The organism is Neobacillus sp. SM06, assembly GCF_050496765.1.
GTDB lineage: Bacteria > Bacillota > Bacilli > Bacillales > Cytobacillaceae > JAEVLT01.
Genome location: NZ_JBNWEO010000015.1, coordinates 65,835 through 83,331, shown reverse-complemented (window position 1 = coordinate 83,331; position 17,497 = coordinate 65,835). Strand labels below are relative to the sequence as shown.

The 17,497-nt window shown below is 41.6% G+C and carries 19 protein-coding genes; all 19 read right to left on the bottom strand.

The features are described from left to right. Nucleotides 1–43 precede the first annotated feature (43 nt). Entirely contained in the window at nt 44–955 is a 912-nt protein-coding gene (locus ACQYAD_RS09920; RefSeq protein WP_430237762.1) for a hypothetical protein, read from the bottom strand. Between the two features lie 106 nt (nt 956–1,061). Next, on the bottom strand, nt 1,062–2,378 hold the full coding sequence (aroA, locus tag ACQYAD_RS09915) for a 3-phosphoshikimate 1-carboxyvinyltransferase (protein WP_430237760.1): 1,317 nt from the start codon (nt 2,376–2,378) through the stop codon (nt 1,062–1,064). Beyond that, on the bottom strand, nt 2,378–3,481 hold the full coding sequence (locus tag ACQYAD_RS09910; RefSeq protein WP_430237759.1) for a prephenate dehydrogenase: 1,104 nt from the start codon (nt 3,479–3,481) through the stop codon (nt 2,378–2,380). The genes aroA and ACQYAD_RS09910 overlap by 1 nt, the downstream gene beginning before the upstream one ends. A gap of 25 nt (nt 3,482–3,506) precedes the next feature. Continuing rightward, the gene (hisC, locus tag ACQYAD_RS09905) at nt 3,507–4,604 is read right to left on the bottom strand and encodes a histidinol-phosphate transaminase (protein WP_430237756.1); all 1,098 of its coding nucleotides are present in this window, start codon (nt 4,602–4,604) and stop codon (nt 3,507–3,509) included. 98 nt (nt 4,605–4,702) lie between these two features. After that, nucleotides 4,703–5,074, bottom strand: a complete 372-nt coding sequence (gene aroH, locus ACQYAD_RS09900) for a chorismate mutase (protein WP_430238773.1) — start codon at nt 5,072–5,074, stop codon at nt 4,703–4,705. A gap of 4 nt (nt 5,075–5,078) precedes the next feature. Beyond that, nucleotides 5,079–6,167, bottom strand: coding sequence for a 3-dehydroquinate synthase (gene aroB, locus ACQYAD_RS09895; protein WP_430237754.1), 1,089 nt, complete (start codon nt 6,165–6,167; stop codon nt 5,079–5,081). Between the two features lies 1 nt (nt 6,168). Further along, on the bottom strand, nt 6,169–7,341 hold the full coding sequence (gene aroC, locus ACQYAD_RS09890) for a chorismate synthase (RefSeq protein ID WP_430237752.1): 1,173 nt from the start codon (nt 7,339–7,341) through the stop codon (nt 6,169–6,171). A 132-nt stretch (nt 7,342–7,473) separates the two neighbouring features. Then, nucleotides 7,474–8,247 carry a CheR family methyltransferase gene (locus ACQYAD_RS09885; RefSeq protein ID WP_430237751.1) on the bottom strand — a complete coding sequence of 258 codons (774 nt, stop codon included), beginning with the start codon at nt 8,245–8,247 and terminating at the stop codon, nt 7,474–7,476. A 101-nt stretch (nt 8,248–8,348) separates the two neighbouring features. After that, nucleotides 8,349–8,795, bottom strand: coding sequence for a nucleoside-diphosphate kinase (ndk, locus tag ACQYAD_RS09880; protein WP_430237749.1), 447 nt, complete (start codon nt 8,793–8,795; stop codon nt 8,349–8,351). 111 nt (nt 8,796–8,906) lie between these two features. Continuing rightward, nucleotides 8,907–9,869, bottom strand: a complete 963-nt coding sequence (hepT, locus tag ACQYAD_RS09875; RefSeq protein ID WP_430237747.1) for a heptaprenyl diphosphate synthase component II — start codon at nt 9,867–9,869, stop codon at nt 8,907–8,909. A gap of 43 nt (nt 9,870–9,912) precedes the next feature. Further along, nucleotides 9,913–10,617: a demethylmenaquinone methyltransferase gene (locus ACQYAD_RS09870; protein WP_430237745.1), complete on the bottom strand. Its 705-nt coding sequence runs from the start codon at nt 10,615–10,617 to the stop codon at nt 9,913–9,915. A 5-nt stretch (nt 10,618–10,622) separates the two neighbouring features. After that, a complete protein-coding gene (locus ACQYAD_RS09865; RefSeq protein ID WP_430237744.1) occupies nt 10,623–11,462 on the bottom strand; it encodes a heptaprenyl diphosphate synthase component 1 in 840 nt (279 codons plus the stop codon). Nucleotides 11,463–11,718: 256 nt separating this feature from the next. Further along, entirely contained in the window at nt 11,719–11,955 is a 237-nt protein-coding gene (mtrB, locus tag ACQYAD_RS09860; RefSeq protein ID WP_430237743.1) for a trp RNA-binding attenuation protein MtrB, read from the bottom strand. Between the two features lie 26 nt (nt 11,956–11,981). Beyond that, complete coding sequence (gene folE, locus ACQYAD_RS09855) at nt 11,982–12,551, bottom strand: GTP cyclohydrolase I FolE (RefSeq protein WP_430237740.1); 570 nt, start codon at nt 12,549–12,551, stop codon at nt 11,982–11,984. Nucleotides 12,552–12,798: 247 nt separating this feature from the next. Further along, complete coding sequence (hbs, locus tag ACQYAD_RS09850) at nt 12,799–13,071, bottom strand: non-specific DNA-binding protein Hbs (protein ID WP_034676225.1); 273 nt, start codon at nt 13,069–13,071, stop codon at nt 12,799–12,801. Between the two features lie 430 nt (nt 13,072–13,501). After that, nucleotides 13,502–14,980: a stage IV sporulation protein A gene (gene spoIVA, locus ACQYAD_RS09845; RefSeq protein ID WP_430237738.1), complete on the bottom strand. Its 1,479-nt coding sequence runs from the start codon at nt 14,978–14,980 to the stop codon at nt 13,502–13,504. Between the two features lie 255 nt (nt 14,981–15,235). Continuing rightward, on the bottom strand, nt 15,236–15,889 hold the full coding sequence (locus ACQYAD_RS09840; protein WP_430238772.1) for a hypothetical protein: 654 nt from the start codon (nt 15,887–15,889) through the stop codon (nt 15,236–15,238). A gap of 141 nt (nt 15,890–16,030) precedes the next feature. Next, a complete protein-coding gene (locus ACQYAD_RS09835) occupies nt 16,031–16,216 on the bottom strand; it encodes a DUF2768 domain-containing protein (protein WP_430237736.1) in 186 nt (61 codons plus the stop codon). 221 nt (nt 16,217–16,437) lie between these two features. Then, nucleotides 16,438–17,481 carry an NAD(P)H-dependent glycerol-3-phosphate dehydrogenase gene (locus tag ACQYAD_RS09830; RefSeq protein WP_430237734.1) on the bottom strand — a complete coding sequence of 348 codons (1,044 nt, stop codon included), beginning with the start codon at nt 17,479–17,481 and terminating at the stop codon, nt 16,438–16,440. Nucleotides 17,482–17,497: the final 16 nt, after the last annotated feature.

Sequence of the window (17,497 nt, the reverse complement as noted above, 5' to 3'; positions counted from 1 at the left end):
CGTTGATATCCTCTCATTCCTGTACAAACAATTCATCAGACCTTCACTGTTTCGAAAAGGAAAAATAAGCTGGGGTAATCACTTTCACAAATTCTCCATTTCCCGGTTTGAATTCCACTTGATTCCCGGCTCGAATGACTTTTCCTTTATGAACAGTAATGGCAAGCCTATCCCTATGATAAAGAAATAATTGCCGAGTATCAACATTCTTGATCTCATTGCATTTTACATATAAATTATAGCTAACTTCTGCTCCGTGGTGCAGGCTTAATTTTTTGTTATAAACTCCGATCTGATTTAGCACTGCTGCTGAAAGCGGGATATTTTCTTTCATTTCATCATAAAGAGCCGGGATTTTCTCCTTTTGCATGATGTCCGTCCAATTTTTTTGGATTTCTTTTAAGCTTTTTTGCTTACTTTCCAAAAAAATTGGAATGAGCGGGCAATTGTAAGGAAAAAGTGCCTCGCGAATCCAGCTCCACGGAATTGCCTCAAGTTCTTGCTTGTCTATAACTTCTACAAAAATGGCCGGAATCCTTTCTTTTTTACAAATTCGGATCAATTGGGAGGTAACAAGCTTCAATGGAACTCGTACGCCAATTAGAAAATCAACAGGGCTGCTGATTAACGCGGTTTTTGCATCGTTCACTTTTTTGGAAAGCTCCGAGTGGAAAGAAACATTTACATACGTTACTAGTGTTGTACAGCCTTTTGCTAAAAAATGTTCAATCATATATGCTTTAAAAGTTTGATAAGAAGCGGCTAGCGGAAGTTTGGTGTCTAAAAGAGCAAATGTGGGGGTCATTAGAAACGATTCAGCATTCATTTTCATAAATTGGTATTGCTTATAGCTGTTGTGCAGTCCAGCAATACGATTTTCTTCAATTAAAATCGATTGTTCCGGCCAGAATTGATCCTCTTTTAAAATTGCGGCATTCTCAATAATGTACGCCATATAACCCATCCTTTTCTGTTGTTAAGACAAGCTATGTCACAAAACTGAAAATATGCCAACGTAAAGCAATTTTTAAAAAAGAAAAGCCGTGATGGACACACGGCTTTTAATCTTGCAATTTTTTTAAGTGATCGAAAAATTCTGGGTAGGAGACGTCAATTGCCTCCGATTTGTCAAGGAAAACATCACCATCACAAATGAACGCGGCAATGGAGAGCATCATGCCAATTCGATGGTCGCCGTGGCTGGAAACCCTTCCGCCCGATAATTGGGTTTTGCCATGGATAATCATACCGTCCTCGGTTGCTTGAATTTTTGCACCGAGCTTTGACAGTTCATTGACAACCGTATCAATCCGATTCGTTTCCTTTACTTTAAGTTCCTGTGCATCTTTTATAATGGTCGTTCCTTCTGCCTGGGTTGCAAGCAGGGCAATAATCGGTATTTCATCAATTAGCCGCGGAATCATCTCTCCTTCAATTACTGTCCCTTTGAGCTCAGAGGTTTTGACAAGAATGTCGCCATACGGCTCAAAGCCGCCATCTTCCGCTTCGAAAATTTCAAGCTGGGCACCCATTTTTTTCATTACGTCAAGGATCCCCGTTCTTGTAGGGTTCAAGCCCACCCTTTCCAATATGATTTCGCTATTGGGTACAATTGCTCCGGCAACAAGGAAAAATGCAGCAGATGAAATATCGCCGGGAACTTGAACATCGCGAGCCTCCAGCTCCTGACCGCCTTTCACCGCGATTACAGTTCCCCTTTTTTCAATTTCGCCACCAAAATGGCGGATCATTCGTTCCGTGTGATCCCGCGTTTGCTCCGTTTCAATAATGGTAGTTGTTCCGTTCGCCTGCAGACCGGCAAAGATCAGTGAAGACTTTACTTGTGCACTGGCAACGGGGAGTTGGTAGTTTATCGCTTTTAAATGACCGCCGCGAATCACGATCGGTGTATACCCCCCGCCTTTTCGCCCATCAATGAAAGCTCCCATTTCTTTTAACGGCTTTGCAACCCTTGTCATCGGCCTTCGGGCAATCGAGGAATCGCCTTGCAACGCGGCAAAAAAATCCCTTCCTGCCAAAATCCCAAGCATTAACCGGATCGTTGTGCCTGAATTGCCGACATCCAGCATTTCACCAGGCTCAGTAAGCCCGGCAAAGCCATTTCCGTAGATGCGCAATTCCTTTTGGTTTCTTTCAATTTTCACTCCGAGTTGCCGAAAACAGGCAATTGTACTTAGACAATCATCCCCGGGGAGGAAGTTTGAAACAGTCGTCACACCATGGGCAATGGCACCGAACATCACCGACCGGTGGGAAATCGATTTATCTCCGGGAATGCGGAGCGAACCTTGCAAGCGTTTCAGATTCGCCTGAATTTTTAATGATTCCAAAAAACCACTCCCTATCCTGCCATTCATCAGCTAATAAAAGTAGCGTAAGTTGTATAGGTTTTAATGCAATTTTCGGCTCGCAATCGATCTTCTTCTGTTTGGAAACTGATCACGAGCACTCCATAGATTTCCTCACGTGATTCCAGAATACGAATATTGGTGATGCTGATTTCTTCTTTAGCCAAGTAACCAGTAATTTCTGAAATGACCCCGGGATAGTCCGGAACGTCAACAAACAAATCATAAAAAGCAGGAATGGCTCCTTTTTCCTGAACCGGTAGGCCGTCGCGAAATTGCTTTGCTTCTTGAAAATATTGATAAATTCGCTGGCCGCTTTCTTCCTCCAACAATGATTTTACTGCATCCATTTCCTTTTGCCATTGATCGAGAAGTTCCAGTAATACATCTTTGTTTTCAAGCAAGATATCCCGCCACATTCCCGGACTGCTTGAAGCAATGCGAGTAATATCCCTGAAACCGCCAGCTGCCAAACGCGGGATTAAACCTTGGGAATGGGCAAGTTTCTCCGTTTGCTGGACAATCGATGCAGCAATAATATGGGGGAAATGGCTCACAACTCCAGTAAGATAATCATGTTGGTCCGGCGGAAGGATTAAAAATTTTGCCTTCGTCGCGGCTAGCCATTTTTTTAGTAATTGAATTTTTTCTGCTGGAACATGATCATCCGGTGTCAACAAATAAAAAGCATTTTCAAACAGGATTTGTTTTGCTGCTGTGATCCCGCTTTTGTGCGAGCCTGCCATCGGATGACCTCCGATAAAGGTGATCTTGCGGGTCTTTAGGCTTTCAGCTTGGGCAACAATTTTTTGTTTTGTACTGCCCGTATCAGTTATTAACACATCCTGCTTTAACGGAAGATCGGCAAGCTGCCGGATAATGTCAGCTGTTTCTTTTACCGGTGCTGAAATGATAATTAAATCGGCTCTCACAGCACCTTCTCGGATGGTCTGGACGCTTGCATCAATCACACCAAGCGCTTTTGCAAGACCTGCTTGTTTGCTGTTAATATCGTAGCCGACTATTTCAGCATTCGGATGCTTTTTTTTAATGCATAACGCCAACGAGCCGCCAATTAATCCCAACCCTATAACAAAAACACGGCCATTCAATTGCTTTCCCCCATTTTTCCAATCTTTATTTCTGAAGCTCTCTTGCCAAAAACATACTGATTGCGCTTAGTACCCCTTCGTTTTGCTCGGCTGAACCGACTGTTATCCGCACAGAAGTTGGAAAGCCGAGCGCTTTTCCGGAACGGACGATATATCCTTTTTGCAGTAAATACTGGAAGACTTCGTCTGCATCAACCTGAAAATCAATTAAAATAAAGTTTCCTTGAGAAGGATAATAAAAAAGCTTATGTTCATCACAATATTGATAAAATTGATTCAATCCCTCGCGATTCACATCTTTACAATTCTGAACAAATTCCTGATCTTCAATCGCTGTTCGTGCAGCAAGTTGTGCAAATGTATTCAAGTTGAATGGTTCTCTTGCCGGCTCTAATGCACGAATAATGGCCGGATTGGCAATACCATACCCAACTCGTAAGGAAGCAAGACCATAAATTTTCGAAAAAGTTCTTAGCACGATCAAATTTTCAAACTGACGGGCTAATTCAATTGAATTGTAGTAGTCATCCGCCACAACATACTCATTATAGGCTTCATCAAGCACTATGAGCGTATCAACCGGCACCTTCTCCAAAAATTCAACTAATTCCCCTTCGGGTATATAGGTGCCTGTCGGATTATTAGGACTGCAGAGCCAGACGACATTTGTCTGATCGTCAATGGCGGCGAGCATTCCGTCCAAATCATGATTCCCGTTAACAAGCGGAATTTCTTTTATAATTGCTCCCTCCAAAGTAGCATTATGGCGGTATTGTGGAAAAGTAGGGGCAGCCATTACCGTATTAGCATTTGGTCCAAGGAGGGCTCTTGAAATGACTTGAATCAATTCATCCGAACCATTGCCAAAAATCAGCTCATCTTGTCCCACATTTAGTATGGAAGCTACTTTTTCTCTTAAATCTGTAGCATATCCATCCGGATAAATTGCCAGACTTTTTTGGTAATCTGTGATTGCATTCAAAACCTTTTTTGAGCATCCAAACGGATTTTCATTTGACGCAAGCTTCGTTATTTTTTCCAAATGAAATTGTCTTTTTACCTCTTCAATCGATTTTCCCGGTTGATAAGGTTTTAATGAAAGAAGTTGTTCTTTCCACCTCATGGTTCTTCACCTCATTTAAACTCACTTTACTTTACTAATAGATTAAAGCAATTTCCATCCTTATTTTATCATAATCAAGGAGAATTGTTCGCTCTTTTTTATAAACTCGGTTCGTTTAAGTCCGGCCTTAGCGATTGAGCATCCTTTAAATAAACGTGGACAATTTCTTTCTGTGTTTTATCGGTATTCACATGCATCATTACCCGAACACAATATTCCAGTGAATTGGGAACATGCAACTCCTGCATGCACATGACAGGCACATATGTCCACCCAGGAAACCTTCTTAAAGCTTTAGCAGGAAAAACGGCGTTTACATCATCTGTTGCTGAAATAAACACCGAGGCCACCGCTTCAGGTTCAATGCCATTCACCTCGATCATTTTCGCCAAAAGTTCTTCCGTTGCTGAAAGAATGACGGTTTCTGAGTTTTGCTCGATTGTCGTTGCTCCTCTCACCCCTCTGAGCACCATCTTAATCCTCCTTTTGTAATTTAAACCGTTTCAGCTGCTCCAGTACCAACTCATCCGAAATGGTTTGAAGTATAGGGCTGCCTGGCCGTTCAAGCAAAACAAAGTGAATCGACTCGCCAATCGCCTTTTTATCTTGCTTCATTCTTTGCACTAAACGATCATCTAGAAGATGCGGTGGAATGTTTGTTTCATATCCAAGGCTGCGAACCCATTTTCTAAACTGTTGCAAATCAAAGGTCAAATCAAATAATTCCCTGCTCAGCGATAACGCAAAGATCATTCCGATCATAACTGCTTCGCCGTGGGTACTATTCCCGTATCCCATTTCGGCTTCAATTGCGTGACCAAGAGTATGGCCAAAATTCAAATATGCCCGAACACCTGTTTCTCGCTCATCCCTTGAAACAAATTCCCTTTTGATTTCAACGCCGCGGACTAATGCCTTTCGAAGCTGCTCGGTCGATAACGAACCAAGATTTTGAATATCGTTTACAAGCGATTGATAGAAATCAGGATCCCGAATAAGCGCATGTTTAATGACCTCGGCAAAACCCGAGCGAATTTCGGCCTGCGGCAGCGTCTTGATTAGTTTCAAATCGTAAAAAACCGCCTCGGGCTGATAAAAAGCACCAATCATATTTTTCCCAAGCGGATGATTGATCGCGACTTTTCCGCCAACTGCACTATCATGAGCCAGTATGGTTGTGGGAATTTGGATAAACGGAATTCCTCTCATAAATGAAGACGCTACAAACCCGGAAAGGTCGCCAACTGCACCGCCTCCAAAAGAGAGAATAGCGGAATAGCGGTCAAGCCTGTTCTCCAAAGCGGTCGTTAGCGCCTGGTAGAACATATCAAACGTTTTTGCTTTTTCACCGCTAGGAGCGATAAACACACTGGACTTGCTCCCTTGTAAAGCTTCCTGCAATGTTTCAAGATGCAATGCTGCAACAGTTTCATCCGTGATGATCAGCAGTTTTGTAAGCCGAGGGAAGTGCTTCTTTAAAAAAGGAAGGATCCTGTCCAATGCCCCTTCGCCAATATAGACATCATAGCTTTTTGAATCGGTTTGGATTTGAACTGTATCCATTTTAAAAATCCCTCGCAAATTGCCGCTCTCGCTCGATTTCTTCTGCAAACGTTTGGAAGCGGTCACTGTAAAACTGTTCGACCAACGCGCTGGCCAATTCCCATGCAACAACGTTTTCAGCTACAACACTTGCTGCCGGAACCGCGCAGCTGTCCGACCGTTCAATGCTGGCGGAAAATGGTTCCTTCGTTTCAATATCGACACTTTTTAACGGTTTATATAAGGTTGGGATCGGCTTCATGACGCCGCGTACCACAATTGGCATCCCGGTTGTCATGCCACCTTCGAATCCGCCGAGACGATTTGTCCTTCTAGAATACCCCTGTTCGCTATTCCATGTAATTTCATCGTGGACTTCACTTCCAGGTTTTTTAGCAGCATCAAAGCCTATCCCGAACTCCACCCCTTTAAACGCATTAATGCTAACAATGGCTGCAGCAATTTTCGCATCCAATTTACGGTCGTAATGAACATAGCTTCCAACACCAGCCGGCATCCCGGTTGCAATCACTTCAACCACGCCTCCGATGGAATCGCCATTCGATTTCGCAATGTCAATTGCCTCCATCATCTTCTTTGCTGCATCAGGATCCGCACAGCGGACAGGGGAAGCCTCCGTTTGATCTTTTAAAACATCAATTGGCAGCGAGGAATCCACTTCTGCGGTTATCCCGCCAATTTCGACAACATGGGAAACTATTTCTACACCTACTAGGGATAACAGTTTTTTGGCTACAGCTCCGGCAGCTACCCGGACAGTCGTTTCCCGCGCTGATGATCGCTCAAGCACATTCCGCATATCACGATGTCCGTATTTAATGGCTCCGTTTAGGTCAGCATGACCTGGGCGGGGTCTTGTAATCTTTCTTTTTACTTCTTCTTCAGCCCCTTGTTCCAGTGGCTCAGCACCCATTATTTGTGTCCAGTGTTTCCAATCGTCGTTTTGGACAATTAACGCAATTGGTGATCCTAGTGTATAGCCATGGCGAACACCAGATGTAATCTGGACAGTATCTTTTTCGATCTGCATCCTTCTACCACGACCATATCCCTTTTGCCGTCTGGCCAGTTCCTGATTAATATCTGTTGCTTCAAGCGGCATTCCAGCCGGCAAACCCTCTAAAATGGTCGTTAATTGCGGACCATGTGATTCTCCCGCAGTTAAATATCTCATTCTCTTTCCCCCTTCAACTCATTAAAGGATTTTGTATCAATATACCATATGGCTAAAAAGAAACATAGTAAAATTATTCAAAATAATATAATTTCGCTCTGTTAACTAAAAATAAGGAGCCTTTTGGACTCCTTATTTTTTTCGGTAAAAGAATGTATCTTCTGTTTCAAACTGATAATTGCCTGGATTAAAAATCTGTTCGGTGCTGCCAACGAAAAAGATGCCATCTTGCCGTAATGCCTCACTAAACTTTGTATATAGTTTATCTTTCGCATCTTCCGTAAAATAAATAAGCACATTCCTGCAAACAATCAGGTCATATGGCCCACCGAATGGATCAGCCAGGAGATTATGCTTTTTAAAGGTGACCGTCTGTTTTAGTTCATCGACAACTTGATAAAATTCACCGTTTTTTTTAAAATACTTGCGTTTGATTACATCCGGAACTTCATTTAACGATCTTTCATGATAGTGTCCCATTTTTGCCCGGATCAGCGCATTTTCATCAAGATCAGTTGCTGTAATTGAAATGTCCTGAAGAGGCAAAAACCGCGACATCACCATTGCAATCGTGTATGGTTCTTCCCCCGTTGAACAGGCGGCACTCCATATTTTCGGCCGCTTATTTTTATCCAAGATTTTTGGTATGATTTTCGTTTCAAGGACTTCCCAGCGCTTATAATTCCGATAAAATTCAGAGACATTAATGGTCATTCGATCAAGAAACTCAGTTAAAAGGTGCTGGCTTCTCCTTATTTCCCGAAAAAATTCATGAAATGAAGCAAGTCCTTTTTTTTCGTAAAGAGAAGTCAGCCTGCGCTTCATTTGAGCTTCCTTGTACTGCGAAAGATCAATCCCGGTCATTTTCTTGATGTTTGCAATAAATTCCTGATAGTCTTGTGACATCTTTCTTTCTCCTTATTTTAACCAGCATAAGTTTCTAACTTGGAAACGGATGCAAAAAAAAGCACTCGTATGCAATAGGATACAAGCGCTTTTTTTTCAAGTTAATAAACCCACTCGTCAGCCAGCTTCGAATATTCAAGTAAACCGCCATCTTTAAAAAATAGGCCGATTTCCCGCTCAGCACTCTCCGGAGAGTCAGAGCCATGGATTACATTCTTAGAAACCGTTAAACCATAATCGCCGCGAATTGTTCCCGGGGCAGCATCCTTTGGATTGGTTGAGCCCATCATTTTCCGTGCAGTTGCTATAACATTTTCCCCTTGCCAAACCATTGCAAACACCGGTCCAGATGTAATAAAGCCGACAAGCTCGCCAAAGAATGGACGCTCTTTGTGCTCGCGATAATGCTCCTCGGCAAGCTCTGTCGAAATTTGCATGAGCTTTGCACCGACCAATTGAAAGCCCTTACTTTCAAAACGGGAAACAATACTGCCAATTAAATTACGCTGCACTCCATCTGGTTTTACCATTAAAAATGTCTTTTCCATGAACTCCACTCCTAAATCATTATGTATACTGATTGCCTAAGTGAACAATCCACGAAAATAGTACCATTGTTTAGAAAATTTCGCAACTCCGAATTGAGAAAACATTTAGAATTAAAATTTGCGCTTGCCTATAAATTTTGCTATATCCTGCAATGTTCGTTTTGCTTTATTTGCGGGCAGCTCTTCAAGGATTTTAAGCGCCTTGTCCAAGTACAGGTCACTTAATGCCATTGATTTCTCGATTGCCCCCGATTGATTAATGAGAGCAATTATTTTTTCAATTCCCGCTTGCCCCATATTTTCAGTCACTGTTTCAATCTGTTTGCGAATCGTTTCATCTTCCATCGCAAACAGAACAGGCGCTGTTACGTTTCCCTGTAATAGATCGCCTCCAGCAGGTTTGCCTAAAGTTTTTTCTGTAGACGTAAAATCTAAAATATCATCAATAATTTGGTAAGACATGCCCACATAGTACCCAAACCGGTAAAGTTTCTTATGTATCGTATCCTCCACACCTGCTGCAATTGCCCCTAATTGACAGCTTGTTGCAATGAGGAGTGCTGTTTTCCGCTTGATTCGGCGGAAATAATCGCGAAAGTTTTGATTAAAACGGTATTTATCCTTAATCTGCTGAATCTCGCCAATACATACCTCAACAATCGTATTTGCCAGAATTTGGTGCGCAACCGGTTTGTTAATATTGGTGATCATATCTAAAGAAAGTGCAAGAATATAATCACCCGTATACATCGCAACCCGGTTTCCCCATTTTGCCTTTATCGTCGGTTTACCCCTGCGAATTTCGGCATCGTCGATCACATCATCATGCACAAGGGATGCCATGTGAATCAGTTCCAGGGCAACAGCCACATTTTTCATGATATGTATATCATAATGGCCAAATTTCCCACCAAGCAAAACAAAAACAGGACGAATCCTTTTTCCTCCGGCTTGCAATGTATGCAATGAAGTTTGTCTTAAAAGAAGAGAATCCGCTTGTATCGTCTCTTCTAGCGTATTCTCAATTATGTCAATATCCGAATTCAAAAATGAATACATCATTTTTAATTTCATTTGTATTCACCCTGCTTTTTCATCCTGTTTGCACTCATTTGTCTTAATTTTTGAAACCAATATGAACAGCGGCTGCCCCACCGCTATACGGCTTATAATATACATCTTTAAAGCCTGCCTGTTCAAACATTCGCGCAAGCTCCCTCATCCCTGGAAAGCTGCGTGCCGATTCTTGCAGCCATGAATATTCCTTATAACTTTTAGCAAATAATTTACCAAATAATGGCATAATATACCGAAAATAAAAATAATACAGCTGTTTGTATCCACTCATTGTTGGCTGTGATGTTTCAAGACATACAGCCATGCCTCCGGGCTTTAAAACCCGATGCATCTCTTTTAAAACTTGCATATAATCAGGGACATTTCTAAGACCAAATCCAATTGTTACATAATCAAATTGATGATCTGGAAAGGGAAGCTCCATTGCATTTCCATGGATCAATTCTACTTGCTCCAACTTTAATTCGTTCACTTTTTCTTTTCCGACTTTAAGCATATTTTGACTAAAGTCCAGCCCGATAACCTTTCCGGAAGGTCCGACAGCCCCAGCTAATGCAATGGTCCAATCCGCTGTTCCACAGCAAACATCAAGCGCTTTTGAACCTTGCTGCACATTCATTCTTTTCATTGTATCATTGCGCCATTTAATATGCTGTTGAAAACTGATGACAGAGTTCATCTTATCGTAGTTTTCGGATATTGTTTCAAAAACGTGATGAACTCTTTCTTCTTTCGACTGCTGCATGAATCCTAACCTTCTTCCACAAAAGATTTGGCAATAGGCTGATGCTGATGTAGAATCATTAAAATTCGATCTTTTAGCACTTGACTGATTCCGGGTAATTGTTTGATTCCATCTTCAATGATATTTTTTGAAAACTCAATATAACGGTCACAAATATGCATTAAATAGCGGCTTTGCTCATTAGAAAGATCCGATAGCTTTGAGCCGTTTTTTGGAAAAACAATCTTTTTCAGTCCTTCAAAAACAAGGGAATTTCCCTTCTGGTTATACTGCTTCTTTTCAAAGAGAAGACGCTTGACAAACAGAAAGTTTGCCGCCACTTCATCCCAAATTGTCACTTGAAAATAGTCTACAATTTTATTAGCCAGCGAACTTTCAATTAATTTGATGCTTGTCATGAGGTTTTCAATGCCATCATACTCTTTTTGATAAACCGAGATTTTATGCTCATTTACTTCTTTAATTCCATGCGCCAAAATCTTAATTAAAGAAATATCACTTGTTTCTGCCAGAAGTTTATAATATAAACCGCTATAATAATCTCCGGCAAGTACGGTCAGCTGCCTGCTTATCCGGCTGTTCTTTTCGCTTTCGGTAACAGGTGAATTGGAGACAGTTTCATGGGTATCAAGGGCAATTTGGATTAACATGGTAGTGACTGCGTAATTTTTCAGCTGGCTGTACGGCAAGTCAAGCTGATCCATTATCGAGATAAGGAGTAGAAGTTTGTCTTCATCAATAATGGGCGTTTGAATAAATTGAGTCAAGTAGGGATGGGTAACTCTTTGCTCCACCTGCTCCTTAATATCCTTTAACTTTTGTCGAATGTCTTGCAAATTGATCACCCTTGCTTCCCCAAAGTATCATTTATACTGAATGTTCCCGATCAACATCCGATTTTTAAAAACTTCCATTCATTGTACTATTATTTTCACTATTCTTTCCACATTAAACAAGGCAGTCACAATTATATCATAAAAGACTTCTCCTGAGCAGCGTTTCACAAAATAAAAACAATTATCTGTATAAATGAGGTTCAAAGAGACGTATGCTTGTTATGCGAAATGAAAACTCGCCAACTGGCGAGCACGTATCAATTGATTATTTTTTCCATTCACTGCTTACTTCGCCAAACCGCGTAAAGATTTTCGCGTTTCCACGAATCTTTATCGCTGAAGTATGTTCAGTGAATTGCGCAATCATGACTTCACCTTTATCAAGCTTTTCCGAATGGTGAAATCTTGTATCGGACCCTCTTGTTAAACCGATCACACTAACCCCATCTTCAATTGCTTTAATGACAACATAATCATTGTTTTGCGAGTTAACCTTTTCCATATTATCCCCCATTCGGTAATTCGTGATTACCCTTTCTTGATAAGGGCGAGAACTTCAGACCGTGCCTCGGCATTCTCTTTAAACAATCCCCTAACAGCAGTAGTGACCGTGATTGCACCAGGTTTTTTCACACCGCGCATCGTCATGCACATATGTTCCGCTTCCACTACGACCATCACACCTTGCGGCTCCAGCTTTTCCATTATGGCATTCGCGATCGTAGAAGTAATCCTTTCTTGAAGCTGCGGACGTTTGGCGACAGCTTCAACCGCCCTTGCCAGTTTGCTTAAACCGGTAACACGTCCATTGCGCGGAAGGTAGGCTACATGCGCTTTCCCATAAAACGGAACCAAATGATGTTCACACATTGAATAAAAAGGGATGTCCTTTACAAGGACAAGTTCCTCGTGGTCTTCGCTAAAAATGGTTTCAAAATAGTGTTTCGGGTCATCGTTCAACCCACTAAAAACTTCCTCATACATTTTTGCAACACGTTTTGGAGTATCAAGCAATCCTTCTCGATTGGGGTTTTCTCCAATCGCTTCCAATATTAAACGCACCGCATCTTCAATTTGGGCACGATTGACTTCTGTCATCCTACAGCCTCCTAGCAAACATCCATCTAATATAATACATCTTAGCATAACCCTTTAACCGCAAGCAAAACGAAAAACTTTCTCTCGTCAGCCGAATGAAAGAGTAGCTATATTTCTTTAGCAGACGTAAGTACCTCTGACTTTGTCCGATGCTCCAACTGTCGAGGTTTCGTTTAAGTGAAAAGACCATGGAATTTTTCCATGGCCTTCTGGTTAAACATTCGCTTAAAACAATTAGAATATGTAATTATTTAACTGCATCTTTAAGCGCTTTACCTGGTTTAAATGCTGGAACTTTGCTTGCTCCGATTTCGATCTCCTCGCCAGTTTGAGGATTGCGGCCTTTGCGGGCTGCACGCTCACGGACTTCAAAGTTACCAAAACCGATTAATTGCACTTTATCACCATTTTTTAAAGCATCTAGAATTGAATCAAAAACAGCATCAACTGCTTTTGTAGCATCCTTTTTAGAAAGTTCGCTAGCTTCAGCAACTGCATTAATTAGTTCTGTCTTGTTCATGCCATTCACCTCCTCCCAAAAAAGTTGAATTCATAGTAAATAAGTTTACTTATCTACATTCTTAAACAAATTTGCATGTTTCTATACGTCATGATGCCTTTTTTACTTCTAAAAAATAGTTTAAAGGAACGGTTGCCAAACTGCAAATCATTTTTGACAATAACCTTGTAAAATAAAGGTTTTTTAGCGTTATGACGTTAATTCTGTTAAAAGATTATCATAATCAATTCCCCATATCAAGAACATTTCAAGAAATAATGGCAATCTTTTCATGGTTGCAATAAATTTGTAATATCCTGTCTGTTTCTGGCGAATCATACGCAATGCGGTTTTTGTTTTTAGGTGTTTCATTTGACGGATGATTTCTTGCTGATGAAGTTTGTTTTCTGTTCATATATAAAAAAAAGACCCTCTGCTTGAGAGAGTCTGATTATAAAATGATTGCGATCAATCCGCCTGAACCTTCATTGATTATGCGCTCAAGGGTTTCTTTTAATTTATACCTTGCATTCTCCGGCATTAATGACAGTTTTGCCTGAATTCCTTCGCGGACGATGGAACTGAGGCTGCGTCCAAAAATATCAGAATTCCAAATGGATAGTGGATCCTCTTCAAAATCTTGCATTAAATAGCGAACCAGTTCCTCACTCTGTTTTTCTGTACCGATAATCGGGGCAAATTCAGACTCAACATCGACTTTAATCATATGAATCGATGGAGCTACTGCCCTTAAGCGGACACCAAAGCGGGCACCTTGCCGAATAATTTCCGGCTCCTCCAGGCTCATATCTGCAAGCGATGGTGAAGCGATTCCGTACCCCGTTTGTTTCACCATTTTCAAAGCATCCGCGATTTGATCGTACTCCGCTTTCGCATGGGCGAAATCTTGCATCAGTTCAAGCAGATGATCTTTCCCTCTGATTTCGACGCCGACAATTTCTTTCAAAATTTCGTCGTATAACTCGTCAGGTGCGAAAAGATCAATTTCCGCAATCCCCTGCCCCATTTCAATTCCGGCAAGACCAGCTCTTTCAATGAATTCAAAATCACTGAACTGTTGGACCACTCGATCTACATCTCTTAACCTTTTAATATCTTTAACCGTTTCTTTAACGGCTTCCTGATAGTTTTCACGGAGCCAATGATTTTCTCGAAGCACCATAACCCAGCTAGGAAGGTTGACGTTGACTTCGAGCACCGGAAACTCATACAACGCCTCCCTTAATACGTTTAATACGTCGCTTTCACGCATACTCTCAACACTCATCGAAATAACAGGAATATCGTATTTCTCTGCTAGGCTTGCTCTTAATGATTCCGTATTTGGGTGGTGCGGCTGGGCGCTGTTTACGACCATAATAAACGGCTTACCGACTTCCTTCAGTTCTTCAATAACCCGTTCCTCCGCCTCCAAGTAGTTGGCTCGCGGAATTTCTCCAATCGTTCCGTCTGTTGTGATAACTACACCGATTGTTGAATGCTCTTGAATAACTTTTCGGGTACCGATTTCTGCTGCTTCATGGAACGGAATCGGCTCTTCATACCATGGAGTGTTGATCATTCTTGGCCCATTCTCATCTTCGTATCCTTTTGCTCCTGGAACCGTATAGCCGACACAGTCGACAAGACGAATATTTACTTCAAGACCTTCATCAACATGGATCGTCGTCGCTTGGTTTGGAACAAATTTCGGTTCAGTTGTCATAATGGTTTTGCCTGCCGCACTTTGCGGCAATTCATCCTGTGTACGTGTTCTCTCGGCTTCATTTGTCATATTTGGCAAAACAACCAGTTCCATGAATTTTTTTATGAACGTTGATTTGCCAGTCCGAACCGCACCAACAACGCCTAAATAAATATCGCCGCCAGTTCGTTCCGCAATATCTTTGAAAATATCTACTTTTTCCAAATGATCCCCTCCCGATCATAGAGTTAGTGGGATAATATTATCCATCTAGGTATTTTTGGACAGTATATATTTATGATGTTGTCCTATGCTGTTATGACATTTTTTCTAAAAATTTATTTACCTCCTTACCGATACTCACCTATTTATTCAAAAAATAAGAGTACACAAAACAAATAACCCTTCTCCTACAATATATTTCTAAGGAAAAGGGTTATGACTTTTTTCATGTGTTAACTTTTAAAAGCGAAAAGGTTCTTATTTCCCATTTAAAAAAACCGGCTCTTGCGTTTTGGCATCAATCGTATACGGCAGCGAGTAGGCAGGAACGAAAAGCGAATTTTTCGTTAAAATCCATCGGATATCCACCCCCGGCTTTAGCGTATACCTTCCTTTTTGGATTACCTGAAAGAGGTCTGCACGGTAATCGACAAAAATTTCACCTGTTCCAGTTATGACAAATGGAAGGTTTCGGTGTGTGAAAGGACTAACTGCATAGAGCGGCTTTTCAAGCCCTAATTGATGATAATCAAGCGTATACACATTATCTGCCAGTCTTTTTTTATACGGAGGGTATCCGCCGGCTTTTATTCTTAATTTGAGATCCCGTATCGCATCGGCCATGCGAACATCAAGCAACTTTACCGTTGGCTTTGTTTCTGCGTCAATCAGAACATATTCAAAAACGCCCCCGTTTTCGTAAGCATTTCCCGGAGGATCGACGAGGTATTTTGGAACTATTTTTTTAAAATCTATCGGATATTTTTGATAGATTGGCGTGTCAGCGTCTTTCGTTTTAATCGGCAGAATTCCCCCATTATCCTTCTGAAACGAATCGACTGCGGTTTGTACTGCTTGGACTTGATCCTTGTAAGGTGTTCGATTTTTTGCAAGTTCTTCTTTAGGGTACATGCACCCTGATAAAAATACCGCCACCCCGGCAAGCACTATTGCTATTGCGGCAACCCTCAATGTCCTTCACCCTTTGTTTTATAGCAGGATTTTTTCTTTGGATTAAGTAAAGCAAGAATGTGATACGATCAGCAATTTTCGTTATGTAAAAAGGACAAGAAATAGAATGATTCCCGAAATCATCAAGAAGATATAAGCAAGTACAGCGGTGAAAATGCGCAGTACCCCTTTAAGTTTAAAGCGGCTTAAGTAAATCGCAGCAATTGCCATAAACATTAACCCCATCCCAACAATGGAAATCCACATTTTCACTATCCCTGGCGACAAACAAACCCCTCCCCTTCTAGAGGCTTATTATACCATAGTCATAACTTTCAAAAAAAGAAAAAGACTGAAAGCTAGAGGGGCGAAACTCTGACTTCAGTCCATTGACTAAACATACCCAAACTCCCGTTTCATTTTACCAGTTTGCTTCGTTGCATTTTATGCAATTCCAATGCTTTAGGTATCGTTAGAATGCCTATTTTAGCTGAATTTGTGCATTAAAATTATCGTTCTACCAAAATGTTGATCAGATCATCCATTTCATTTGTTTTTCCGCGTGCCATGAGAGCGTCAACAGCCTCTTTTGGCTTTACATGGTCAAATAGGACATGGTAAAGAGCAGTCGTGATCGGCATTGAAACTTCGTACTTTTCAGCAAGCTGGTATGCGGCCTTGGTTGTTCGAACTCCTTCAACCACCATGCCCATATTTTCAAGAACTTCATCAAGGGTACGGCCTTTTCCCAGCAAATGCCCTGCGCGCCAATTTCGAGAATGTATGCTTGTACACGTAACAATTAAATCGCCGATTCCTGTTAAGCCTGAAAACGTTAATGGATTTGCCCCCATTTTCGTTCCAAGGCGGGCAATTTCCGCCAATCCTCTTGTCATTAACGCCGCTTTCGCATTGTCGCCATAACCGAGACCGTCCGTAATACCTGCAGCAAGGGCGATAATATTTTTCAAAGCACCGCCGATTTCCACCCCAATGATATCCGGGTTCGTATAAACGCGAAAGTTTTGGTTGATAAACAGATCTTGAACCCTTTCCGCCGCAGCCATATTTTCCGAAGAAACCGTTACGGTCGTTGGATGGCGCAAGCTGACTTCTTCCGCATGGCTTGGACCGGATAAAACCACTACATCTTTTACCATTTCTTTCGGAACCTCTTGTTTAATCATCTCCGAAATACGTAAAAGCGTATTTGGCTCTATTCCTTTGCTTACATGGACAATCGTAAGCGGCTTTTTTTGCACAGAGCGAATTTTCGCGGCAACATCGCGGATTGCCTTTGTCGGAACGGCTATAATAATCGTTTCGATTTCTGCTAATGCTTCATTCAAGGATGCAAAACCTCTGATTGACTCAGGCAAAGAGATTCCGGGCAAATATTTTTTATTCGTATGATGGAGGTTAATCTCTTCAGCTTGCTTTTCATTGTGGCTCCACAGCCTTACTTGATGGCCATTATCAGCCAGCACCATGGCCAGTGCTGTTCCCCAGCTTCCCGCTCCCAGCACAGTCATATTCTCGCCAGTTCGCTGCATTTCTTTCACGCCCTCT